The sequence below is a fragment of the [Bacillus] caldolyticus genome (assembly GCF_003595605.1).
Taxonomy (GTDB): Bacteria; Bacillota; Bacilli; order Bacillales; family Anoxybacillaceae; genus Geobacillus; species Geobacillus thermoleovorans.
The window spans coordinates 781,203-801,131 of record NZ_CP025074.1; the positions used below are offsets into that span (position 1 = coordinate 781,203).

A 19,929-nucleotide genomic window follows, 5' to 3' on the forward strand; every position below is an offset into this window, starting at 1 on the left:
GTCTCTACCTTTCTAGCAAAAGTTGACGCAGCTTCGCAAAAAAGCGGGGAGCCCGCTCCGGCTCTTTTTCTCCTCCCGCCGCATAGCGGCATGCCATTTGACGCACTGCCCGGCTCGCCTTCGCCGCTGGATCAAAGAGAACAAACGGCGTTTGCCGGACGACACAGCGCGCGACCATCCGGTCTTCAGGAACGACGCCAAGCAAGGCGATGTCTTTATGGAAAAACCGACTGGCGGCATGCTGCAGGCGCGAAAAGACGCCATATCCTTCCCGCTCGCTGCCGGCGCGGTTGACGATGACGGAAAACGGAGCCTCGCTGCCGGCGGTGTGCATATATTTCATCATGGCGTACGCATCCGTCATCGCGGTCGGCTCCGGCGTCGTGACAATAAACACATCGTCGACGGACTTTAAAAAATACAATCGTTCTTCTGAGGCACCCGCCCCCATATCGAAAATGAGATAATCATATCGCGACGCCACCGTCTGCAGCTCGGCCAACAAATAGTCGATAGCGGATCGATCGACACTCAACCATTGCGCGGCGCCCGTCCCCCCAGCAATATACGATAGATGCTCCGGTCCGCTTTTTACCAGCTCGGAAAGCGGCAACCGCGCGGAAAACCAATCCGAAAGCGTCAATGGCGACGACTGGCCGAGCAAAATGTCGATGTTGCCCATGCCGATGTCCATATCAAGCAGCAAGACGCGAAACCCGAGCTTCGAGAGCGACAGCGAAAAATTGAGCGAAAGGTTTGACTTGCCGACTCCGCCTTTCCCGCTCGTCACCGCGATGGTCCGCGGCCCCGCCGCCGGCTGGCGCCGGCGGCCCAGCTCATAGCGCAGCCGTTCTGCTTGATCGCTCACCATCGCTCCGCCCCAAACAGCAGATGAACGAGCCGGTCTGCGGACGCTTCCACCATGTCGTCCGGCACATTTTGCCCGTTCGTGAAATAGGCGGCGGCAAGCCGGCTGTCAAGCAACACATTGACGATCGTTCCAAACGAGTCCGTCTCATCGAGCTTCGTCACGATCAGCCGATCGATCGGCAGGCGGGAAAAGTGGTTGTAAATCATTTTCATATCGTCATACTTTCCCGTGGCGGCGAATACAAGAAACGTTTCCGTTTCGCTGTCAAACTCGAGCGTTTGCTGCAGTTCATCCACGTATTGCGGGTTGCGGAAGTTGCGGCCAGCCGTATCGACGAACACGAGATCGCAACCGGCCAATTTCCGCTTCGCCGTCCGAAAATCGTCGGCATTGTAGCATACTTCCAACGGAGCGTGCAAAATGTCGGCATACGTCTTCAGTTGGTCGATGGCGGCGATCCGGTACGTGTCGGCCGTGATGAACCCGACTTTTTTCCCTTGCTCGAGGACGGCGCGCCCTGCCATTTTGGCGAGCGTCGTCGTTTTTCCAACCCCGGTCGGACCAAGCAAAATCATATACTTTTTTTGCTCCGCCGTTTTGACAAACGGAAGCGTCGACAATAGATCGCGCACCGCTTCTTTCGTCCAGGCGGAGACCGCAGCGGGCGACCGGCTGTCTTTGTCGGCATACCACCGTTCAAGCAGGCGATCCATCACTTGGCGGACGTACACATCCGCCATCCCTTGCCGAACGAGGCGCCGTTCCGCTTCCGCAAGCGGCGGAGGATACAAAAGCGAAGACGAGCGGGCGTTGAACTGACGGATGAGCGCCTTGACTTCCTCGATCTCACGGGCAAGCGAGCCGTCTTCCTCCCGCTCGGCCGCCGGCAAAGGGGCAAAGGACGCAGCACTCGGCTGACGCGTCAAAGACGCGGCGGCACTCGGCTGACGCGTCAAAGACGCGGCGGCACTCGGCTGACGCGTCAAAGACGCGGCGGCATCCGGCTGACGCGTCAAAGACGCGGCGGCATCCGGCTGACGCGTCAAAGACGCGGCGGCATCCGGCTGACGCGTCAAAGACGCGGCGGCATCCGGCTGACGCGGCGGCAGTGGATCCGGATCAACGCCGGCCAACACTTCGATCTTTTTTTTCGCAAACAGACCGAAAAATCCGCCGGTCTGCACGACTTTCGAGTGCAAAATGACGGCGTCGCGGCCAAGTTCGGCGCGAACCATTTTCATCGCTTCGTTCATGGACGGGGCGACAAATTTTTTCACTTTCATTCGATTTCCACCATCCCCACGCTTTGAACTTCGACATCCGCTTCAAGCTCGTTGTACGACAGCACCGGAACAGTCGGAAAATGGCGCTCGGTCAGCTGGCGGACGTACATGCGCACCGCCGGGGAGCAGAGCAAAATCGGCGTCTGGCCGGCGAACGGATAGCGTTCAAGCGCCGCGGCGACCGCTTCCACAAACGCCTGCGCCCGCGCCGGCTCGAGCGCCAAATAGCGGCCATGCTCTGTTTGCTGCACGGCGTCGGCGATCGTTTTTTCCGCTCTGCCCGACAGCGTAATGACGCGCAGCGGCTCGCCCGGCACGGCGTACTGCGAGGTGATTTGCCGCGCCAACGCTTGGCGGACGTATTCCGTCAACAAATCGGTGTCGCTGGTCAGGCGGGCAAAATCGGCAAGCGCCTCAAAAATGAGCGGCAAGTTGCGGATCGACACTTTCTCTTTCAATAGCTTGGCGAGCACTTTTTGCACGTCGCCGACAGACAACGGATTCGGCGTCACATCGTCGACAAGCACCGGATACGATTCTTTTAAATGATCGATCAGCTGTTTTGTTTCCTGGCGCCCCAGCAGTTCGTGGGCATGGGCTTTCAGCACCTCCGTTAAGTGTGTCGAGACGACCGATGGCGGGTCGACGACCGTATAGCCAAGCATTTCCGCCCGGTCTTTTACGGTCTCGGAAATCCATTTCGCTGGCAGACCAAACGCCGGCTCGATGGTGTCAATGCCATCAATCGAATCGTCGTCAACCCCGGGGCTCATCGCCAAATAATGGTCAAGCAGCAACTCGCCGCGCGCCACTTCCTCGCCTTTGACTTTGATCCGGTATTCATTCGGCTGCAACTGGATGTTGTCGCGAATGCGCACAACCGGGATGACAATGCCAAGCTCGAGCGCGAGCTGCCGACGGATCATGACGATCCGGTCAAGCAAATCCCCGCCTTGATTGGCATCAGCGAGCGGAATGAGCGCATAGCCGAACTCAAATTCAATAGGATCGATATGCAACAGTTGGATGACGCTTTCCGGGCTTTTCAATTCGTCGGCGGCCGCCGCCTCCTCTTCCGGAGCGGCCAATGCCGCTTCTTCTTGCTTTTGCCGCTCGATAAATCGGTAGCCGCCAAGCGCCAGCAACCCGGCAATCGGCATCGTCAACAAGTCGTTGATCGGCGTAAACAAGCCGAGCAGGAAAATCGTTCCTGCCGTCACGTACAACATTTTCGGAAACGCGAACAGCTGGCGCATAATATCGCCGCTCAAGTTGCTGTCCGACGCCGCCCGGGTGACGATGATGCCGGTCGCCGTGGAAATCAACAGCGCCGGAATTTGGCTGACGATTCCGTCGCCGACCGTCAAAAGCGTGTAGCGCTTCGCCGCCTCCGCCATCTCCATCCCTTGCTCAACGACGCCGATCACCATGCCAAACAACATGTTGATGACGACGATAATGATGCCGGCGATGGCGTCGCCTTTCACGAACTTGCTCGCCCCGTCCATTGCTCCGTAAAAGTCGGCTTCTTGCGCCACTTTTTCCCGCCGCTTTCGGGCTTCTTGCTCCGAAATCATGCCGGCATTTAAATCGGCGTCAATGCTCATCTGTTTGCCGGGCATCGCATCGAGCGTAAAGCGGGCCGCCACTTCAGAGACGCGCTCCGCCCCTTTGGTGATGACAACAAACTGGATGATGACCAAAATCAAAAACACGACAAACCCAACGACGACATCGCCGCCAACGACGAACGTTCCGAACGTTTCAACGACGCCGCCCGCCTCCCCTTTGCTTAAAATCGAGCGGGTGGTTGACACATTCAGCCCGAGCCGAAACAGCGTCAGCACTAAAAGCAATGACGGAAAAATGGAAAACTCAAGCGGCTCTTTCGTGTTCATCGCCGTCAGCAATACAAGCAAGGCAAGGGAAATATTGATGATGATCAATACGCTCAACAGCCATGTCGGCAGCGGGATGACGAGCATGGCGACGATGAGCACGACAAGAAACAATACGGATAAATCTTTGATTTGCGCTTGCATTGTTTTCTCTCCTTGTTGCTACACGTTTCCTTTGAGCCGATAGACGTACGCCAAAATTTCCGCCACTGCCTTAAAAAACGCCTCTGGAATCATATCGCCGACTTCCGTCTGGCGGTAGAGCGCCTGCGCAAGCGGGCGATTTTCGACAGTCACGACGCCATGGGTTTTCGCCACTTCCTTGATTTTCATCGCCATATAATCCGCCCCTTTCGCGACGACGACCGGCGCTTCCATCTTGCCGTCTTCATACTTGAGGGCAACGGCGTAATGCGTCGGGTTCGTAATGACGACATCCGCGTTCGGCACTTCCTGCATCATCCGCCTCATCGCCATCTCGCGCTGTTTTTGCTTGATGCGCGATTTGATGAGCGGATCGCCTTCCGTCTTTTTGTATTCATCTTTAATGTCCTGTTTGGACATGCGGATGCTTTTTTCAAATTCAAACCGCTGATACAAGTAATCAAACAGCGCTAAAAACAAGAGCGCCCCCGCGGCGTACAGCCCCATTTTCACCGTCAAGCCGCCGACGACAGTCAAAGCCTCACCCGGCGTCTTGGAAACGAGCGCCGCAAGCTCGCTTCGTTCGGCCAACAGCGCCGCGAACACGACCGCACCGATGATTCCAGCTTTTAACACGGATTTCAACAGCTCGACCAAGGCGCGCAACGAAAACAGCCGTTTCATTCCTTGCACGGGATTGAGGCGGTTCCAATCCATTTTTAACGGTTCAACGGTGAACAAGGCGCCGATTTGCAAAAAGTTGGCCAACCCAGCCGCCAGCACGGCGGCGGCGAACAGCGGCGCCAAAAGCAAAGCGGCATGAGAAAGCCAGTCAAGAAACAGCCGGTGAAGCGAATCAATCGTCAGCGAAGGGGAGGCAGAATCGGACAAGGCGCGGGTGAACAATCGCAACAGGCCGTCCCGTTCATACTCCCCGGCCAAAAACAAAGCAAGAAATGAAGCAAGCAACACAGAAGCGGAGACGACATCGCCGCTTTTGGCCACCTGTCCTTTTTCCCGCACTTCTTGCCGTTTGCGAGGCGTCGCCTTTTCCGTTTTTTCCCCAGCAAAAAATTGCAAATCGAGCCGCCACTCGCCCATCTTATCCGCCCCCCAACAGCCGCATCAACTCGCGCAACGAGGCAAACATGAAGTGAAATACACTGCGCGCCGCAAGCAATATCGTCCCAATCCCCGCCAACAGGAGCAAAAACGCCGCTGCCGTTTTAACTGAAAAGCCGACCGCGAAAATGTTCATTTGCGGCACCGCCCGAGCGATGATGCCAAGCGCCACGTCGACTAAAAAGAGCGATCCGACAAGCGGGGCGGCCATTTGCACAGCGGCGGCAAACATGGCAGCGAACACCCGCACGACGTACTCCACCGCCGGCCCATCGGCAATGTGCGGCAAGCGGTCAAGCGGCAGCCAATGATAGCTGTAAAACATGCCGTCAAGCAGCAAATGGTGCCCGTCAAGCATAAGCAAAAGCAAAAGCGCCAGCAAATGAAGATATTCGCCAAGCAGCGGGCTTTGCGCTCCTGTTTGCGGATCGATGACATTGGCAATGGCAAACCCAATTTGAAAATCGATCAAGCCGCCAGCAATTTGCACCGCCGCCATGAGAATCGCTGCCAGCAACCCAAGCGCCAGGCCGACGAGCGCTTCCTTCACGACGAGCAAAACGTACACACCGTCAAGCGCCAACACCGGTTTGGGCATCGCCCAAAACAACAGCCAGCTGAACAAAAACCCTGAATCCGTGATGAATTGAAATCGACTTTGATTTTGTTGTAATTTTTATGGATTGATAATCCATAAAACCCTTTTTATGCTTATGACCTATATCATCTCTATTTCCGAAAATGGAACAAATCTCTTTTTTTAGGTATACAAACCAAAAAAATAGACAAAAAAGCCCAGGGAGTGACGTTGGACATCAGCACTCGAACATTCGTTCGTTATCTTGCCTCTCTCCATTTCTGATAGACGTTCAGTAAGGGCTCGCTATAGCCACTCCTTCGCGTCAGTTTCATCCAGATCTGTCGTGATCGACGGACGAGTAGCCCTGCCATCGTGATCACCGTCTGAATGATCGTCTTGATGCGGCGGCGTTTCACTTTATGATGTAATGGATGTCTCGGATCGCTTAATAGATCTTGTCCAATCAGACGAAGAAGGTTGTACACGAATGCTCCCATGACTAACACGATCGCATTCGTTTTCATCTTCCCTGATGGAAGTCGCTCTAAATCTAAGTCGCTTTTCAGTTCGCTATGAAACTGTTCGCATGTCGCATGATCGTGATACAATGCGAGCACATCACTCATTCGAACATGCTCGTATCCTTCGAGGCGCACCCAGTAGCTTTCGACTTCGTAATTAGGAACGAGCATCAGCTGTCCATTTCGTTCCATCGTTCGTTCCGTCACTTGGGTGACTTGAACGTACGTATACGTGTTTCCATCGATCGCTACCTTCTGTGGAAGGCATAACTCATACGTTTGTACTCCTTCGGTTTGTCCATCATCGATGCGTCTGCCCTTTTGCGAAGCGATCTGGAACCAAAGCGCTTTCGATTCTCGGCGTAAGTTTCGCTTGATGACAAAGTCCACGTCTTCCTTTAGACATACGTGCACATTCGCTTCCGCATCGTTTCCTGCATCCATGCGGACAAGCAGACGAGACGAGGTCAGCGGACGAGCTCGACGGATGGCGGTAGTTAAAAACGAAGGCATGTTGTCTTGTACATGTTGTTTCCCTGGACGCAGCTCGGCATGAACGATATACCCTTCCTTCCCTGCGTACGCAAACAACGGCGTAAAACCGTCAAATCCTTTATACGTTCGACTCACTCCTTCTTTTTTCGTATCGGAGTTGTCAAATGGGGAGCCGTCTACATCAAGTGGGAGCCATGTCGTCTTCCCTTTGGTCCAACAAGGGGACAAGGTAGCGTGTTGTCGAACCAACAGACGCATCGATTCCTCCCAAATGATTGCTTCGGTCATCGGAAGACAAGCGAGCTGATCGAGTCGTTGTCGCAAGGTTGGAGAGGAAGGCACGTGCTGAATCCCCATCGATGCCGAAAAGATATCGTCCTGACGATACGCTTCGATATGATCGAAATCCGTTTTTCCTGTGGCAAGCAAGCCAATCATCGAGCGAATGACATCGCTATGGGAAATGTGCACTTCTCGACGAACCGTTGGAAGCCGAAGTGCGTTTACCCGTTTATCCAGTTTCGTTCGATGGAGTAAGTAGCCAACGAGAGCAAGCCCAGCACTTGGGGTAATCGCTTCATCTGTCAATACAAACCGAATCGGGAAATCTTTCATCACATTCACCTACTTGATGAAGAGTCGTCAACGTCGTTTTCCCTTATCGTATCAACGGTTTGCGACCATTGTAAAGATGTTTTGTCACGGATTCAGGTCTGAAATAATGTGCTAGTTTACAATACATTCGAAGAATGTCCGATTCCGATTATTTATTTCCCTCTCGGAAAGGGAACAGACCGATTAGCCGAGAAACAGCGTGGAGAATTATCCGTGGAGAATTATCAATGAAGCAGTCAAAGCATGTGGCGCGGAAGGACCGACTGGGACACATACAATGAGAAAAAACTTCGGATATGACTTTTACCAGCAAACGAAGGATGTCGCGATGTTGCAACAGATTTTTGGACATTCGGGTTATATATTGGCATTAATGATGACATAATGAATAAAGTCTTAGAGAATTTTTCATTATAAAAAAAGACGAAAGGTTGCGATGTTACATCGCAACCTTTCCATAAAAGATTATTTAATCGAGCCCGAAGCTCCATAAAAGATAATTAAGTCATTCTTATCTTAACATTTTTATTTTCCCAAAGTCAACCCATTTTATACAACTTTATTTAAATTTCCTGAATCCGTGACAGAAGTGTATCAAAAATGCTGGAAAACCCAATCATGCCGAGGTTTCAACTCAATTTCGAATGTTCACCTATTAGGTGAAGAACCCCGAGTGCAATATTTGTTGATTTATCAAGTTTTCTTGGCAGTTTTGAACGCGTCTTTATCACGGATTCAGGAAAAACGCCAATCCGGCTTTATACGAAGCCGGCACGGTCCGGTAGGAAAACAACGGCATCGCCGCGAAAAACGAAGCAGCGCGGACAAAGACGAGCAAAAACGCCGGAAAATAAGTCCATACTTGTTCCATCGCCGATCAGCCTATAAACGAAGCAAGATTGTTGAAAATATCGTGCGCGTACGACACCATTTTCGAGAGCATCCACGGCCCAAAGAACACAAGTCCAAGCAAGACGGCGACGATTTTCGGCACAAACGCGAGCGTCTGCTCTTGAATTTGCGTCGCCGCCTGAAAAATGCTGACGACAAGCCCGACGGCAAGGGACAACAACAAGAGCGGCCCGCAGACGACAAGCACGATATACACGCCTTGTTCAGCAAGGCGGATGATGAAATCGGCACTCATAAACGCCACCTATCTTTATTGAAAACTTTGCAACAATGATTTGACGACCAAATGCCAGCCATCAACAAGGACAAACAATAAAATTTTAAACGGCAGCGAAATCATCACAGGCGGCAGCATCATCATCCCCATCGACATTAAGACGCTGGCGACGATCATGTCGATGACTAAAAACGGAATAAAAATCATAAAGCCCATTTGAAACGCCGTTTTCAACTCACTGATGGCAAACGCCGGCACGAGCGCGGTCATCGGGATGTCGTTGATCGTTTTCGGCTGTTTGGCGCCGCTGTATGATAAAAACAGCGCCAAATCTTCCTGCCTTGTGTATTGGCTCATAAACTGCTTCAGCGGAACAGCCGCCCGTTCATACGCCTCCTCCAAATCAATTTTGTCGGCAAACAGCGGCTGCAATGCCTGGTCGTTGATTTCTTTCCAGGTTGGCGCCATAATGAAAAATGTTAAAAACAGCGCGAGCCCGACGAGCACTTGGTTCGGCGGCATCTGCTGCGTGCCGAGCGCCGTGCGCACAAACGACAAAACGATGACGATGCGCGTAAAACATGTCATCATAATGAGAATGCCGGGAGCGATCGACAAAACGGTGAGCAGCAGAAGAAGCTTCACCGCTGTCGACACGTGCTCGGGAGCCATCGAATCAAACATATGGACAAATTCACTCATCGCCCGCCGTCCCTTTCTTCTTCAACCGATTGAGCCACTCGTTTCGCTTTTCGGCCATTTGCTTCATCTCCTCAGCCAACAGCGCCGAAAACGATGACAGCGAACCGCTTTTCCGCTTTGATTTCGCCGTCCACTCACCGCGAAGGAGGGAGCCAAGCCGGCCGAACTCCGCCATCCGTTCCAACCGTTCGCGATGCTGCGCTAACAGCTCATGGATTTCATCTTCGTCTTCAATTTCCTTAAGCAGCTGAATCGAATCGCCGACGCCGATGACGAGCAGCCGGCGGCCGACTTTAATCAGCTGCACAGAGCGGTTCGCCCCGACGCTTGTTCCCCCAAGGTGCTCAATGGCGCCTTTTTGGCCGGAAACGAACAACTGACGGCGGGAAAGCCATTGAAACAGCGCATAAAGAAGGAAGAGAACAAAGGCGGTCGCGCCGATGAGCCGAAGCACATCGAAAGCGGAAACCGCATCAGCGGCTTGATTCGCTGTCTGTTTTGTCTGTTGCCCGGAAGGAGCTGACTTCCCGCATGAATCGGGATGTTGCAGGCAGTCGGCGACCGTCGGGCTTTGGGCGGCCAATGCCGGCACCGGCCCCAAAGCGATGGCTGCTGCCAGCAAAACGGCCGCCCAGCGCCAAATTGCCATAGTTTCCACCTCTGATCGCTCACCCGATCGTTTTGTTGATCGCTTCGATGACGCGGTCCGCTTGGAACGGCTTGACCACAAAATCTTTCGCCCCGGCTTGAATGGCATCAATCACCATTGCCTGCTGCCCCATCGCGGAGCACATAATGACTTTGGCGTTGCTGTCGATTTTTTTAATTTCCTTGAGCGCCGTAATCCCATCCATCTCCGGCATCGTAATATCCATTGTCACTACATCGGGCTGCGTTTCCTTGTATTTCTCGATCGCCTGCCGCCCATCGGCCGCTTCGGCGACGACTTCATGTCCGTTTTTTGTCAAAATGTCTTTAATCATCATGCGCATAAATGCCACATCATCAACGACAAGCACTCTTGCCATGTCCCCTTACCTCCCAAACGCCTGTTTATTTTAGCCGTGTTAGCCGATCGCTTTGGCTGATGATGTCCGTGATGCGGACGCCGAAATTTTCATCGATGACGACAACCTCTCCTTTCGCGATCAGCTTGTTGTTGACAAACACGTCGACCGGTTCGCCGGCCAGCTTATCGAGCTCAATGATCGATCCAGTCGACAGCTGCAAAATTTCCTGCACCGATCGCTTCGTCCGTCCGAGTTCAACCGTCACCTGCAGCGGCACATCAAACAGCAGCTCCAAATTGCGCGCCTCCGTTGCCGCAAGCGGCGGGGCATCGAACTCGACGAAATCGGCGGTTTGAATATGCCGAGCGGTTGCACCATCCCTATCCTTGTCCGCGCGCCCAGCCGACGGTTCATCCGTCGAGCGGCTCGCCGCTTCTGAAACGGCCGCACCGCCGTTCGCCTGAGCGTAAGTCGGAACAGGCTGCGGCTCGCTAAACGGCCGCGCGTCCGCCGACGACTTGAGGTTAACTTCCGCAGCCCCCGGCTCCTCAAGCGGCGAGCCGAGCAATTGGGCAACCAATTCTTTCGCGAAATCGACCGGCAGCAGCTGCATAATGCTTGAGTCGATCAACTCGCCGATTTTCAGCCGAAATGACACTTTAATGAGAAAATCTTCGTCCGGCAAATATTCCATCCCTTTTCCTTCCGCCAAATCAAGCAGGTGGAGCGTCGGCGGGGAAATATCAACCCGCTTGCCAAAGACGGTCGACATCGACGTCGCCGCTGAGCCCATCATTTGGTTCATCGCTTCTTGAACAGCGCTCAGCTGAATCTCTCCGAGCGGACCATCGGCCGCCGTTCCGTCGCCGCCAAGCATTAAATCAGCGATAATCGCCGCGTCTTTCTGTTTAATGACCAACAAATTTGTCCCGAGCAGCCCTTCCGTATAGTTGACTTGGATGGCGACATATGGCTGCGGAAATTCATCCGCGACGCTTGTGCGCTCGATCATGGACACGCTTGGCGTCGTAATTTCCACCTTTTGGTTCAATAACATCGACAGTGCAGTGGCCGAACTGCCGAATGAAATATTGCCAATTTTCCCAAGGGCATCTTGCTCGAGCGGGGTGAAAATATCGTGGAGCGCCGGAACGTGATCGCTATTGTCCATTCCGCGCAGTAAAGCATCGATTTCATCTTGCGACAACATCCCATCATTCATCATGGTCGTCTTCGTCCCCCTCGATCATCGCTAAAATTTGCACCGCCAGCTTTTTGTTCCGCTTCCCCGGCTGGCCGATAAACTTTGGAATATGGCCGATTTTGACCACGAGCGGCTCATGAATCGACTGCTCGAGCTGAATGACGTCGCCGGCCTCGAGTTGAAGAAATTCATTGACCGTGATGACCGCCGTTCCCAGTTCAGCGATAATCGGCAATTTTGCCGCGCGGATGCGCTGTTCGATCCGTTTCGCTTCCTCGGGGGAACGCTCCTTTTTTTGCGCCTGCATCCAGTAATGCACCGACAGCCGCGGCATAATCGGCTCCAAGACGACATGCGGAATGCACACATTCATCATGCCGCGCGCTTCGCCGATTTGCGTGTTGAGCGAAATGACGACGACGGTGTCGTTCGGCGCAATCATGCGCAAAAACTGCGGATTGACTTCAAAATCGACAAAGAGCGGGTCGACTTCCGCCACCGATTCCCAAGCGTCGCGCCAATGGACAAACGCCTTGTCAAACAAATTGGACATGATGCGTGTTTCAATCTCAGTCAAATGCTCCACTTTATCCATGCCGACGCCGCGCCCGCCCATCACCCGGTCAAGCATGGCGTAAGCGATGTTCGGGTTGACTTCCAAAAGGACATGCCCGCCAAGCGGCGGCACCTCAAAGACATTGATGATCGTCATTTTTGGGATGGAGCGGACAAATTCTTCGTATGGAATTTGGTCGGCCGATGCGACCGAAATTTGCACATATGTGCGCAACTGGGCGGAAAAAAACGTTGTCAGCAGACGGGCGAAATTCTCATGAATGCGCGTCAGGCTGCGGATTTGATCTTTGGAAAACCGGAGCGCCCGCCGGAAATCATACGTTTTGACGCGTCGGCCTTCCTCCTCTTTTTTCAGCTCCTCCGCGCTCATCTCCCCTGCAGAAAGCGCAGCGAGCAACGCGTCAATTTCGCTTTGCGACAATACTTCCCCGGCCGTCATTTCATCTTCCCCCCTTCCAATGACAGGGCTACTGGAGGATAAAAGAGGTAATGTAGACGTTCTCCACTCTCCCTTCTTGCATCAATCCGTTGATCTCGCGCTTCAGCCGCTCTTTCAGCGCCGTCAGCCCTTCTTTTCCTTTAAAGTCGGCCGCTTTCATCTGCGAAAGTTGCTCGATGATCACGTCTTTCATCTGAAAATCGCGTTTCTCCGCCTCTTCTTTTCCTTGATCGCTGTCTGTTTCAATTTTAAATGAGATTTTAATATAACGCCCGTCCGCTAAATTGGTGGTCATTTCCGGAATGTCGATCGATCGTTCCGCCAGTTCATCGGCGCTTGGCGCCCCTTGTTTTTCCGCATGCCCCATCTTCATCACCGCGACAAGCGCCGCCGTTCCGGCCAAGGCGATGACCGCCAGCACAATGATCATCGTTTTGATTGCTTTATTCCCTTTCACTGTCCAATCCTCCTGCTTTCGGTAAGCGAAACACACCAAGCTGCCGGTAAAATTCGCTCGCTCGTGCAGCCACTTGCTCGACCGTTTCGCGCACGACGAATTTTTTTCCGTTCGTCAGCGTCACGGTCGTATCAGGAAACGCTTCAATTTGTTCGATGTACAACGCATTGAGCACAAACCGTTTCCCGTTGAGCTTCGTTAACGAAATCATCGGCCAGCAGGCGCAAGACGCCGCTCACGCCCTACCTCCTATTCTATTTTTTCAAGTTGACAAGCTCTTGCAAAATTTCATCCGATGTCGTAATGATGCGCGTATTCGCCTGGAAGCCGCGCTGGGCGACGATCATCTCCGTGAATTCCTCGGCAAGGTCGACGTTGGACATCTCAAGCGCGCCGGAGACGATCGTTCCTGTTCCGTTCGCTCCCGGCGCCCCTGTCGTTGGCGTTCCAGAGTTGGTCGTTTCGCGGAACAAGTTGTTGCCGGCTTTTTCTAATCCGTCATTGTTTGCAAATTTGGCCAGCTGAATTGTGCCGATCGTACTTAAAGTCCCAGAAGCATCCACAATGGTCACTTTGCCGTCCGCCCCGATGCTCAAGCTTTTCGCATCTGTCGGAATTTGAAGGCGGCTATTTCCAACACCGAGCAAATATTGGCCATCGGCATTGACAATATAGCCTTGCGAATCGAGATAAAAATTCCCGGCTCTCGTATACATGCGATTGTTGCCGGAAGCGTCGCCGACGACGAAAAACCCGTCGCCGGAAATTGCCAAATCAAGCACGCGGCCGGTCGTTTGCAAGCTGCCTTGCGTATGGACGGTGTCGATCGCCGCCAGCTGCGAACCGAGCCCGACCTGCTTTGGATTCGTCCCGCCGCGGCCGGCACCGGCATTGGGTCCGCTTGCTCCAGAAATCGTCTGGCTCATCAAATCTTTGAAAATCGTTCGTCCTTTTTTAAACCCGTACGTATTGACATTGGCAATGTTGTTGCCGATGACATCCAACTTCGTTTGAAAGTTGCGCATGGCGCCGATTCCGGAATACATGGAACGAAGCATCGGTTCCCTCTCCCCTTTTATCCTTTTTGTTCGACTTTCACGACCGCATCCGCGGCAATCGTTGTCCCGTTATCAAGCCCAAGAGTCACTTGGCCGTCTTTTTGCATGACCGATTGAACGACGGCGCTCATCATCGTCTCGCCGTCTTGCCAGTGCACCGTTTTGCCGATCCATTCGCTGTAGCGCAAAAGCGCATCGCGGCTTGACGCTTGCATCCATTGCTGCATCAAATTGGCGATGTTCATCATTTGCTCAAGCGAGGAGAAGCTCGCCATTTGCGCGATAAAGTCTTTATCTTCCATCGGATTGAGCGGGTCTTGGTTTTCTAGCTGAGCGAGCAAAATTTTGAGAAAGTCGTCTTTTCCTAAAATTTGATTGCCCGTTTTCCGTTCCGGCTGAACCGCGTTTGCCAGCCATAAGCTTCCATCAATCGCATTCGTTGTCATCCTCGTTCTTTTCCCCCTTATGCGTCAGCTTCGATCCCGTCTAGCGCAAACGGGAAGGAAGATGATGGCTCCCGCTTTTGTTTTTGCCGCGATTCGCCCTGCTGCTGTCCTCCTTGGCGGTTCCCGGAATACGGCGGCATAGCGGAGCGGTCATAATCCGACCAAACGGTCCATTTTTCGACCGTGATGGAACTCGCATCAAGCTGCTGAGCAAGCTGCGGCAAATGAGCGTAGAGCAACTCTTTCACCGCGTCGTTCGCCACGAGCAGCTTGGCGGCGAGCTTTCCACCTTCCTCTGTCATTTTCACCGTCACCGTCCCGAGATGTTCCGGATGCAGACGGATGACAAGCTGCATGACACCGTTTGGCAACTTCATCCACCGCGCCGACCTTAGCGCGTGGGCGACTTGATCAGCGACGCTTCCGCCAGCTGACGCCGGCATCTCGCCGATCAGCCCGACAGATGAAGAGGAGGGTGATAAAAGCGCAGGGGGAGTGGTGAATGAAGGAGCGGCCTCGCCGCCATGCCCCTTGTCCCCCCTTTTTGACAGCGAAACGTCTTTTTCGCCAGCCGGACGGACGGAAGAAGCTCCGTTAGGCAGCGCGACAACCGGCCTGTTGCCTCCCTGCTCATGGAATGGACGCTGGTCGCCGTCGCTCAGGAGCGGTGGAAACATCCCTGTTTTTCCGCTGGAAGGCGAAAAAGATTCAGCATCGATATGACCACTTTTCCGTCCGTCGGTTATGAACGCACGTTCAAATCCCGCTTCATCGGCCGCCGGCTGAGCGGCAATCGTTTCTTCACCATTCATCGCACCGACAAACGGAAATGTCCAATGATCACTCGTTTTCCCTTCCGCCTGCTGATCCGCCGCCAAAAGCGGCGCGCCTGCAGCTGCCGAAATTGGAGCAACAGCCCAAGCAGCCACGATGGAAGGGGCAAGCCACAATGATTCGATTTGCGCCGGCTTCTTTTCCGCTGAAGATGGTTGTCCGGCTGCGCCCGTTTCCATTCCGCCATTTTGCCAATCTGGCTCTTTGTTTTTGTTCGACTCCTCTTGAAACAAGCTAGTCTCTGCCCCAGCGGGCAATAACTCTTGTTGCTTGTGCGCAAGCAACGCCGCAAACACGTTTGCGTTTTCCGCCTCTTTTTTCACCGCCATAGCGCCTGCCGATAGCGGCGCGTTTGCTGTGATCGTTACTTTCATTCGGCCGCCTCCTTCCCCATCGCCCTTTTGCTTAACGATGCCAACAGTTTCGCCGCCTGCCCAGCCGGCATTTGTTCCAAAATGGCTGCCGCTTTGTCGCCGTCAATCTGGCTCAGTACACGGAGCGCTTCGCTCTCAGGCAGTTCCGCTAAAATAGCCGCCGCCTGTTTTTCCGACATGGCGTCATACATGCCGACGACATCTTCTTCCGTCAAGGCCGGCTCGTCAACAGGCTCAGCCTGAGCGTCCGTTTTCCCGCTTGGCGCAGACAGCTGGGCGATTTCCTTTTCCTTTGCCGCCAATTCGTTTTTCAACTGCTTGATTTGCTTTTGTTGGTCGGCGATCGTTCGTTTTTGCTGGTTGATCGTCTGCTGCTGAGCTTCAATCGTTTTTTGCAAAGCTTTCTCCCTTTTGCTCCAGTTGATCCACTCGGAGACAAACGGCGCCTTTATTGTCCACTGCTTTGCCGCCTTGGCCACATCAACGCCGGCAATGTTTAAAATCAACAACAGAAAGGAGGCAGCAAACGCACTCGGAATGACAATGACAAACAACAGCCATTGCCACCAACTCGCCTGCATTTCCTGTTCAACTTTGCTCTCCGCCATCTATACCTCTCCTTGCCTTGCAAAACGTTGAACCGCCATTTCATCGAGCAGGCGGCGTTCCGCTTCCCTCTCAAGCTGCTCGGCCCACCGCTTAATGCGCTCGCGCATTTTTTCGTATTTTTTCACTTCGATATTCAATTCCATCAAACGCTGTTGCCGGCGCTGCATCTGCTCGCGCGCCTGCATGACGACAAGCTGATAATGGTCGATCATCCGCTCTAAATTCGCCATATATTGCAGCCTAAGGCGAATGTCTCCAACGGACAGGCCGGCTTGAAGCTGTTCATCCCGAGCCGCCGCGCATTCTTCTTTTTCCTTGAGCAGGCGGTAAAGCGTTTCGGCTGCCTGCTCAAACCGGCGGACCGCCTCCTCGTATTCGCCAAGCGCCTTTTCTTTTTCTTTTTCTTTCATCGCCAGCACTTTTTGCAGCCGAAACGTCGGCGTCACATTTGTTCACCCTTTCATCGTCTGAACATGGCGCGCGATTTCTCACCGAACCGACAACAAGCGCAACAGGGCATCAATGCTTTCGGCGCGCGTCGTTTTTTCATCGATGTTTTGGCGGCAAAACGCCATCATTTGCGGATAAAATTCGATCGCCTCATCAATTTCTTGGGACGACCCCCGTTTGTACGCCCCGATTTGAATCAAATCCTCCGAATCGATATAAGTGGACAGAAGGCGGCGGAACCGGTTTGCCGCTTCGCGGTGCTCTGCGCTGATCATGTGGGGCATGACGCGGCTGACGCTTTTGAGCACGTTAATCGCCGGGTAATGCCCTTTGTTCGCCAGCTGGCGTTCCAACACAAAATGGCCATCCAAAATGCCGCGCACCGCATCAGCGATCGGCTCATTCATGTCATCGCCGTCAACAAGCACCGTATAAAACGCGGTGATCGTGCCGGAAGCGTTCGTTCCAGCCCGTTCAAGCAGCTTTGGCAGGAGGGCGAAGACCGATGGCGTATAGCCTTTCGTCGTCGGCGGCTCACCGACGGCAAGGCCAATCTCCCGTTGCGCCATAGCGACGCGGGTGACCGAGTCCATCATGAGCATAACATCCGCCCCTTGGTCGCGGAAATATTCGGCGATCGCCGTTGCCGTATAGGCGCCTTTGACGCGCATCAGCGCCGGCTGGTCGGACGTGGCGACGACGACGACCGAGCGGGCCAAGCCGTCCGGGCCAAGGTCGCGCTCTAAAAACTCGCGCACTTCGCGGCCACGCTCGCCGATTAAGGCGATGACGTTCACATCAGCCGACGTATGGCGGGCAATCATTCCCATGAGCGTGCTTTTGCCGACGCCCGAGCCAGCAAAAATGCCGACGCGCTGCCCCTTGCCGACGGCAAGCAGGCTGTCGATGACGCGGATGCCGACTTCAAGCGGTTCGACAATCGGCGGCCGAACGAGCGGATTGGGCGGATCGCGTTCGACCGAAACCGGCTTCAGCCCGGGCGGCAACGGGCTCCCGTCAAGCGGTTGGCCGAGCGGATCAAGAACCATGCCAATGAGCGCATCGCCGACGTGCACTTCAAGCGGTCGGCCGGTCGCTTCGACAAAACAGCCGGGAGCGATATGGGTCGTGGCGGAAAACGGCATAAGCAAGACGTGCTGTTCATGAAAGCCGACGACTTCGGCGGGAATTTTCCGGCATCCGCTCTGTTCATGGATGTAACAAAGATCCCCAATCGAGCTTTTCGGTCCTTTCGATTCCATCATCAAGCCGATGACGCGCGACACTTTGCCAAACCGTTTATACAAGTCGACAGCGTTGATTTCATCAAGAAGCGCCTGCCAGTTCAGAAAACGCCCCCTCCTTCAATCGCCGGTAGAGCGCCTCGCGCAGCCGCTCAAGCTGTACATCGACGCCCGCCTCGATGCGTCCAAACGGCGTCTCCACGACACATCCATATTCAGGAAGCGCATCGTCCGGGTAGATGAATAGATCAACGCGATGCGGAAACAGAGATTTCAGCAGCTCTTTTTGTTCTGCCACGATTTCGTAGCCGTGCGGATGCACATAAACGGCCACTTCCGTTTGCTGGCGCACTTCCTGCAACGCTTGGTGCACGAGCGGCAAAAAAGCGTTTCGATCGCCCTCAAGCGCGGCGCCGAGAATGCGTTCGGCCGCTTTTAACGCCACCTCCAGCATCGCCTCAGCCGTCGATTCGATGCGAGCGTAAAATTCGGTGTTCGCTCGCTCCGCCAAGCGGCGGGCTTGCTCAATCAACGCGCGGTGCTCGCTCAAAGCCTCCTCGCGCCCAGCCGCATAGCCGTCTTCATACCCGCGGGCGCGCGCTTCCTCGATGAGGCGCTCTTTCTCACGCTGCCATTCCTCTTTGTCGCGGGCCAACTGCTCGCGCACCGATTCGTAATATTGCTCTGCCTGGCGGCGAAGCTCGGCTGCTTCTTCCTTGGCGGCGGCGACCGCTTCCATCTCCCGTTGCCGATCGTCGCCGGACGATGGAAGATCGGAAACATGGCGCTGCACGACGATCGTCTTTTTCCCAGAGCGCACCGCCAATTTTGGCGCTTTAATGACGTTAGACAATAATATCATCTCCTCCCCCGCGCGCGATGACGATTTCTCCAGCCTCTTCGAGACGTCGGATCACGGCGACGATGCGCGATTGCGCCTCCTCGACATCACGCAGCCGGACTGGCCCCATATATTCCATTTCTTCTTTGAACGTCTCCGCCATTCTTGTCGACATGTTGCGGAAGACGATGTCTTTCACTTCATCGCTCGCCACCTTAAGCGCCAGCATCAAGTCATTGTTATCCACTTCGCGGATGACGCGCTGAATGGCGCGGTGATCGAGCGTCACGATATCTTCAAAGACAAACATCCGTTTTTTGATTTCCTCGGCCAGTTCCGGATCTTGGATTTCCAAGGCATCCAAAATCGTCCGCTCCGTGCTCCGATCGACTTGGTTCAGCACTTCCACGACCGCCTCAATGCCGCCGGCTTGCGTGTAATCTTGCACGACGGTCGCGGACAGCCGCCGCTCCAAAATTTGCTCGACTTCGTTGATAATCTCCGGCGATGTGCTGTCCATCAGCGCGATGCGCCGGGCGACATCCGCCTGCATTTCCTGCGGCAGCGCCGATAAAATTTGCCCTGCCTGTGCCGGCTCCAAATACGAAAGAATCAGAGCGATCGTTTGTGGATGTTCATTTTGAATGAAGTTTAACAGCTGCATCGGGTCGGCTTTGCGGACGAAATCAAACGGCCGCACCATCAGCGCTGATGTCAGGCGGTTGATGATCTGCATCGCCTTATCCGGGCCGAGCGCTTTTTCAAGCACTTCTTTCGCATAGGCGATGCCGCCTTGGGCAATGTAATCTTGCGCCAAGGCGAGCTGTCGAAACTCTTCAAGCACTTCCTCTTTTTGTTCGGCCGTCACTTGACGGACGTTGGAAATTTCTAGCGTCAGCTTCTCAATCTCTTCCTCGGATAAATGTTTATAGACAGAGGCCGACACATCCGGGCCGAGGGAAATAAGCAGGATGGCTGCTTTTTGCCTGCCCGACAGCCCGCCTTTTCGTTCGCGCTTTGCCATACG

Annotated in this window: 21 protein-coding genes and 2 pseudogenes; all 23 read right to left on the reverse strand. The window is 54.1% G+C overall.

The genetic code is table 11. The annotated features are described in order from the left end of the window. Positions 1-4: 4 nt before the first annotated feature. The 23 genes and pseudogenes from CWI35_RS04055 to fliG all read right to left on the reverse strand — a co-directional run bounded on the left by CWI35_RS04055 (position 5) and on the right by fliG (position 19,926). Entirely contained in the window at positions 5-871 is an 867-nt protein-coding gene (locus CWI35_RS04055) for a MinD/ParA family protein (protein WP_021322273.1), read from the reverse strand. Further along, positions 865-2,154: a flagellar biosynthesis GTPase FlhF gene (gene flhF / locus CWI35_RS04060; protein WP_119877514.1), complete on the reverse strand. Its 1,290-nt coding sequence runs from the start codon at positions 2,152-2,154 to the stop codon at positions 865-867. Before flhF ends, CWI35_RS04055 begins: the two co-directional genes overlap by 7 nt. Continuing rightward, entirely contained in the window at positions 2,151-4,196 is a 2,046-nt protein-coding gene (gene flhA / locus CWI35_RS04065; protein ID WP_011230738.1) for a flagellar biosynthesis protein FlhA, read from the reverse strand. The genes flhF and flhA overlap by 4 nt, the downstream gene beginning before the upstream one ends. A gap of 18 nt (positions 4,197-4,214) precedes the next feature. Beyond that, positions 4,215-5,297: a flagellar biosynthesis protein FlhB gene (gene flhB / locus CWI35_RS04070; RefSeq protein ID WP_021321710.1), complete on the reverse strand. Its 1,083-nt coding sequence runs from the start codon at positions 5,295-5,297 to the stop codon at positions 4,215-4,217. A 1-nt stretch (position 5,298) separates the two neighbouring features. Next, positions 5,299-5,946, reverse strand: a pseudogene (gene fliR, locus CWI35_RS04075) (flagellar biosynthetic protein FliR); the annotation flags it as partial. A 209-nt stretch (positions 5,947-6,155) separates the two neighbouring features. Continuing rightward, positions 6,156-7,529: an IS1380 family transposase gene (locus tag CWI35_RS04080; RefSeq protein WP_081130697.1), complete on the reverse strand. Its 1,374-nt coding sequence runs from the start codon at positions 7,527-7,529 to the stop codon at positions 6,156-6,158. 733 nt (positions 7,530-8,262) lie between these two features. Then, positions 8,263-8,400, reverse strand: a pseudogene (locus CWI35_RS04090) (flagellar biosynthetic protein FliR); the annotation flags it as partial. Between the two features lie 6 nt (positions 8,401-8,406). Beyond that, a complete protein-coding gene (fliQ, locus tag CWI35_RS04095) occupies positions 8,407-8,676 on the reverse strand; it encodes a flagellar biosynthesis protein FliQ (RefSeq protein WP_011230735.1) in 270 nt (89 codons plus the stop codon). Between the two features lie 15 nt (positions 8,677-8,691). Continuing rightward, positions 8,692-9,360, reverse strand: coding sequence for a flagellar type III secretion system pore protein FliP (gene fliP, locus CWI35_RS04100; protein ID WP_011230734.1), 669 nt, complete (start codon positions 9,358-9,360; stop codon positions 8,692-8,694). After that, positions 9,353-10,009: a flagella biosynthesis regulatory protein FliZ gene (fliZ, locus tag CWI35_RS04105; RefSeq protein WP_011230733.1), complete on the reverse strand. Its 657-nt coding sequence runs from the start codon at positions 10,007-10,009 to the stop codon at positions 9,353-9,355. Before fliZ ends, fliP begins: the two co-directional genes overlap by 8 nt. A gap of 19 nt (positions 10,010-10,028) precedes the next feature. Beyond that, complete coding sequence (locus CWI35_RS04110) at positions 10,029-10,388, reverse strand: response regulator (RefSeq protein ID WP_119877515.1); 360 nt, start codon at positions 10,386-10,388, stop codon at positions 10,029-10,031. Between the two features lie 25 nt (positions 10,389-10,413). Beyond that, entirely contained in the window at positions 10,414-11,595 is a 1,182-nt protein-coding gene (gene fliY / locus CWI35_RS04115; RefSeq protein ID WP_119877516.1) for a flagellar motor switch phosphatase FliY, read from the reverse strand. Continuing rightward, positions 11,585-12,589 carry a flagellar motor switch protein FliM gene (fliM, locus tag CWI35_RS04120; RefSeq protein ID WP_011230730.1) on the reverse strand — a complete coding sequence of 335 codons (1,005 nt, stop codon included), beginning with the start codon at positions 12,587-12,589 and terminating at the stop codon, positions 11,585-11,587. The genes fliY and fliM overlap by 11 nt, the downstream gene beginning before the upstream one ends. Positions 12,590-12,617: 28 nt before the next feature. Next, positions 12,618-13,046: a flagellar basal body-associated protein FliL gene (gene fliL, locus CWI35_RS04125; RefSeq protein ID WP_011230729.1), complete on the reverse strand. Its 429-nt coding sequence runs from the start codon at positions 13,044-13,046 to the stop codon at positions 12,618-12,620. Beyond that, a complete protein-coding gene (locus CWI35_RS04130; RefSeq protein WP_011230728.1) occupies positions 13,033-13,257 on the reverse strand; it encodes a flagellar FlbD family protein in 225 nt (74 codons plus the stop codon). The genes fliL and CWI35_RS04130 overlap by 14 nt, the downstream gene beginning before the upstream one ends. 43 nt (positions 13,258-13,300) lie before the next feature. Next, complete coding sequence (gene flgG, locus CWI35_RS04135; protein ID WP_021321707.1) at positions 13,301-14,104, reverse strand: flagellar basal body rod protein FlgG; 804 nt, start codon at positions 14,102-14,104, stop codon at positions 13,301-13,303. A 17-nt stretch (positions 14,105-14,121) separates the two neighbouring features. After that, positions 14,122-14,550 carry a flagellar hook assembly protein FlgD gene (gene flgD / locus CWI35_RS04140; RefSeq protein ID WP_011230726.1) on the reverse strand — a complete coding sequence of 143 codons (429 nt, stop codon included), beginning with the start codon at positions 14,548-14,550 and terminating at the stop codon, positions 14,122-14,124. 17 nt (positions 14,551-14,567) lie between these two features. Then, positions 14,568-15,758 carry a flagellar hook-length control protein FliK gene (locus tag CWI35_RS04145; protein WP_011230725.1) on the reverse strand — a complete coding sequence of 397 codons (1,191 nt, stop codon included), beginning with the start codon at positions 15,756-15,758 and terminating at the stop codon, positions 14,568-14,570. Further along, positions 15,755-16,366: a MotE family protein gene (locus CWI35_RS04150; RefSeq protein WP_015374410.1), complete on the reverse strand. Its 612-nt coding sequence runs from the start codon at positions 16,364-16,366 to the stop codon at positions 15,755-15,757. The genes CWI35_RS04145 and CWI35_RS04150 overlap by 4 nt, the downstream gene beginning before the upstream one ends. Next, entirely contained in the window at positions 16,367-16,813 is a 447-nt protein-coding gene (fliJ, locus tag CWI35_RS04155; RefSeq protein ID WP_011230723.1) for a flagellar export protein FliJ, read from the reverse strand. Between the two features lie 42 nt (positions 16,814-16,855). After that, complete coding sequence (gene fliI, locus CWI35_RS04160; protein ID WP_021321705.1) at positions 16,856-18,124, reverse strand: flagellar protein export ATPase FliI; 1,269 nt, start codon at positions 18,122-18,124, stop codon at positions 16,856-16,858. 19 nt (positions 18,125-18,143) lie between these two features. Continuing rightward, complete coding sequence (gene fliH, locus CWI35_RS04165; RefSeq protein WP_015374408.1) at positions 18,144-18,923, reverse strand: flagellar assembly protein FliH; 780 nt, start codon at positions 18,921-18,923, stop codon at positions 18,144-18,146. Beyond that, positions 18,907-19,926: a flagellar motor switch protein FliG gene (gene fliG, locus CWI35_RS04170; protein WP_021321703.1), complete on the reverse strand. Its 1,020-nt coding sequence runs from the start codon at positions 19,924-19,926 to the stop codon at positions 18,907-18,909. The genes fliH and fliG overlap by 17 nt, the downstream gene beginning before the upstream one ends. Positions 19,927-19,929: the final 3 nt, after the last annotated feature.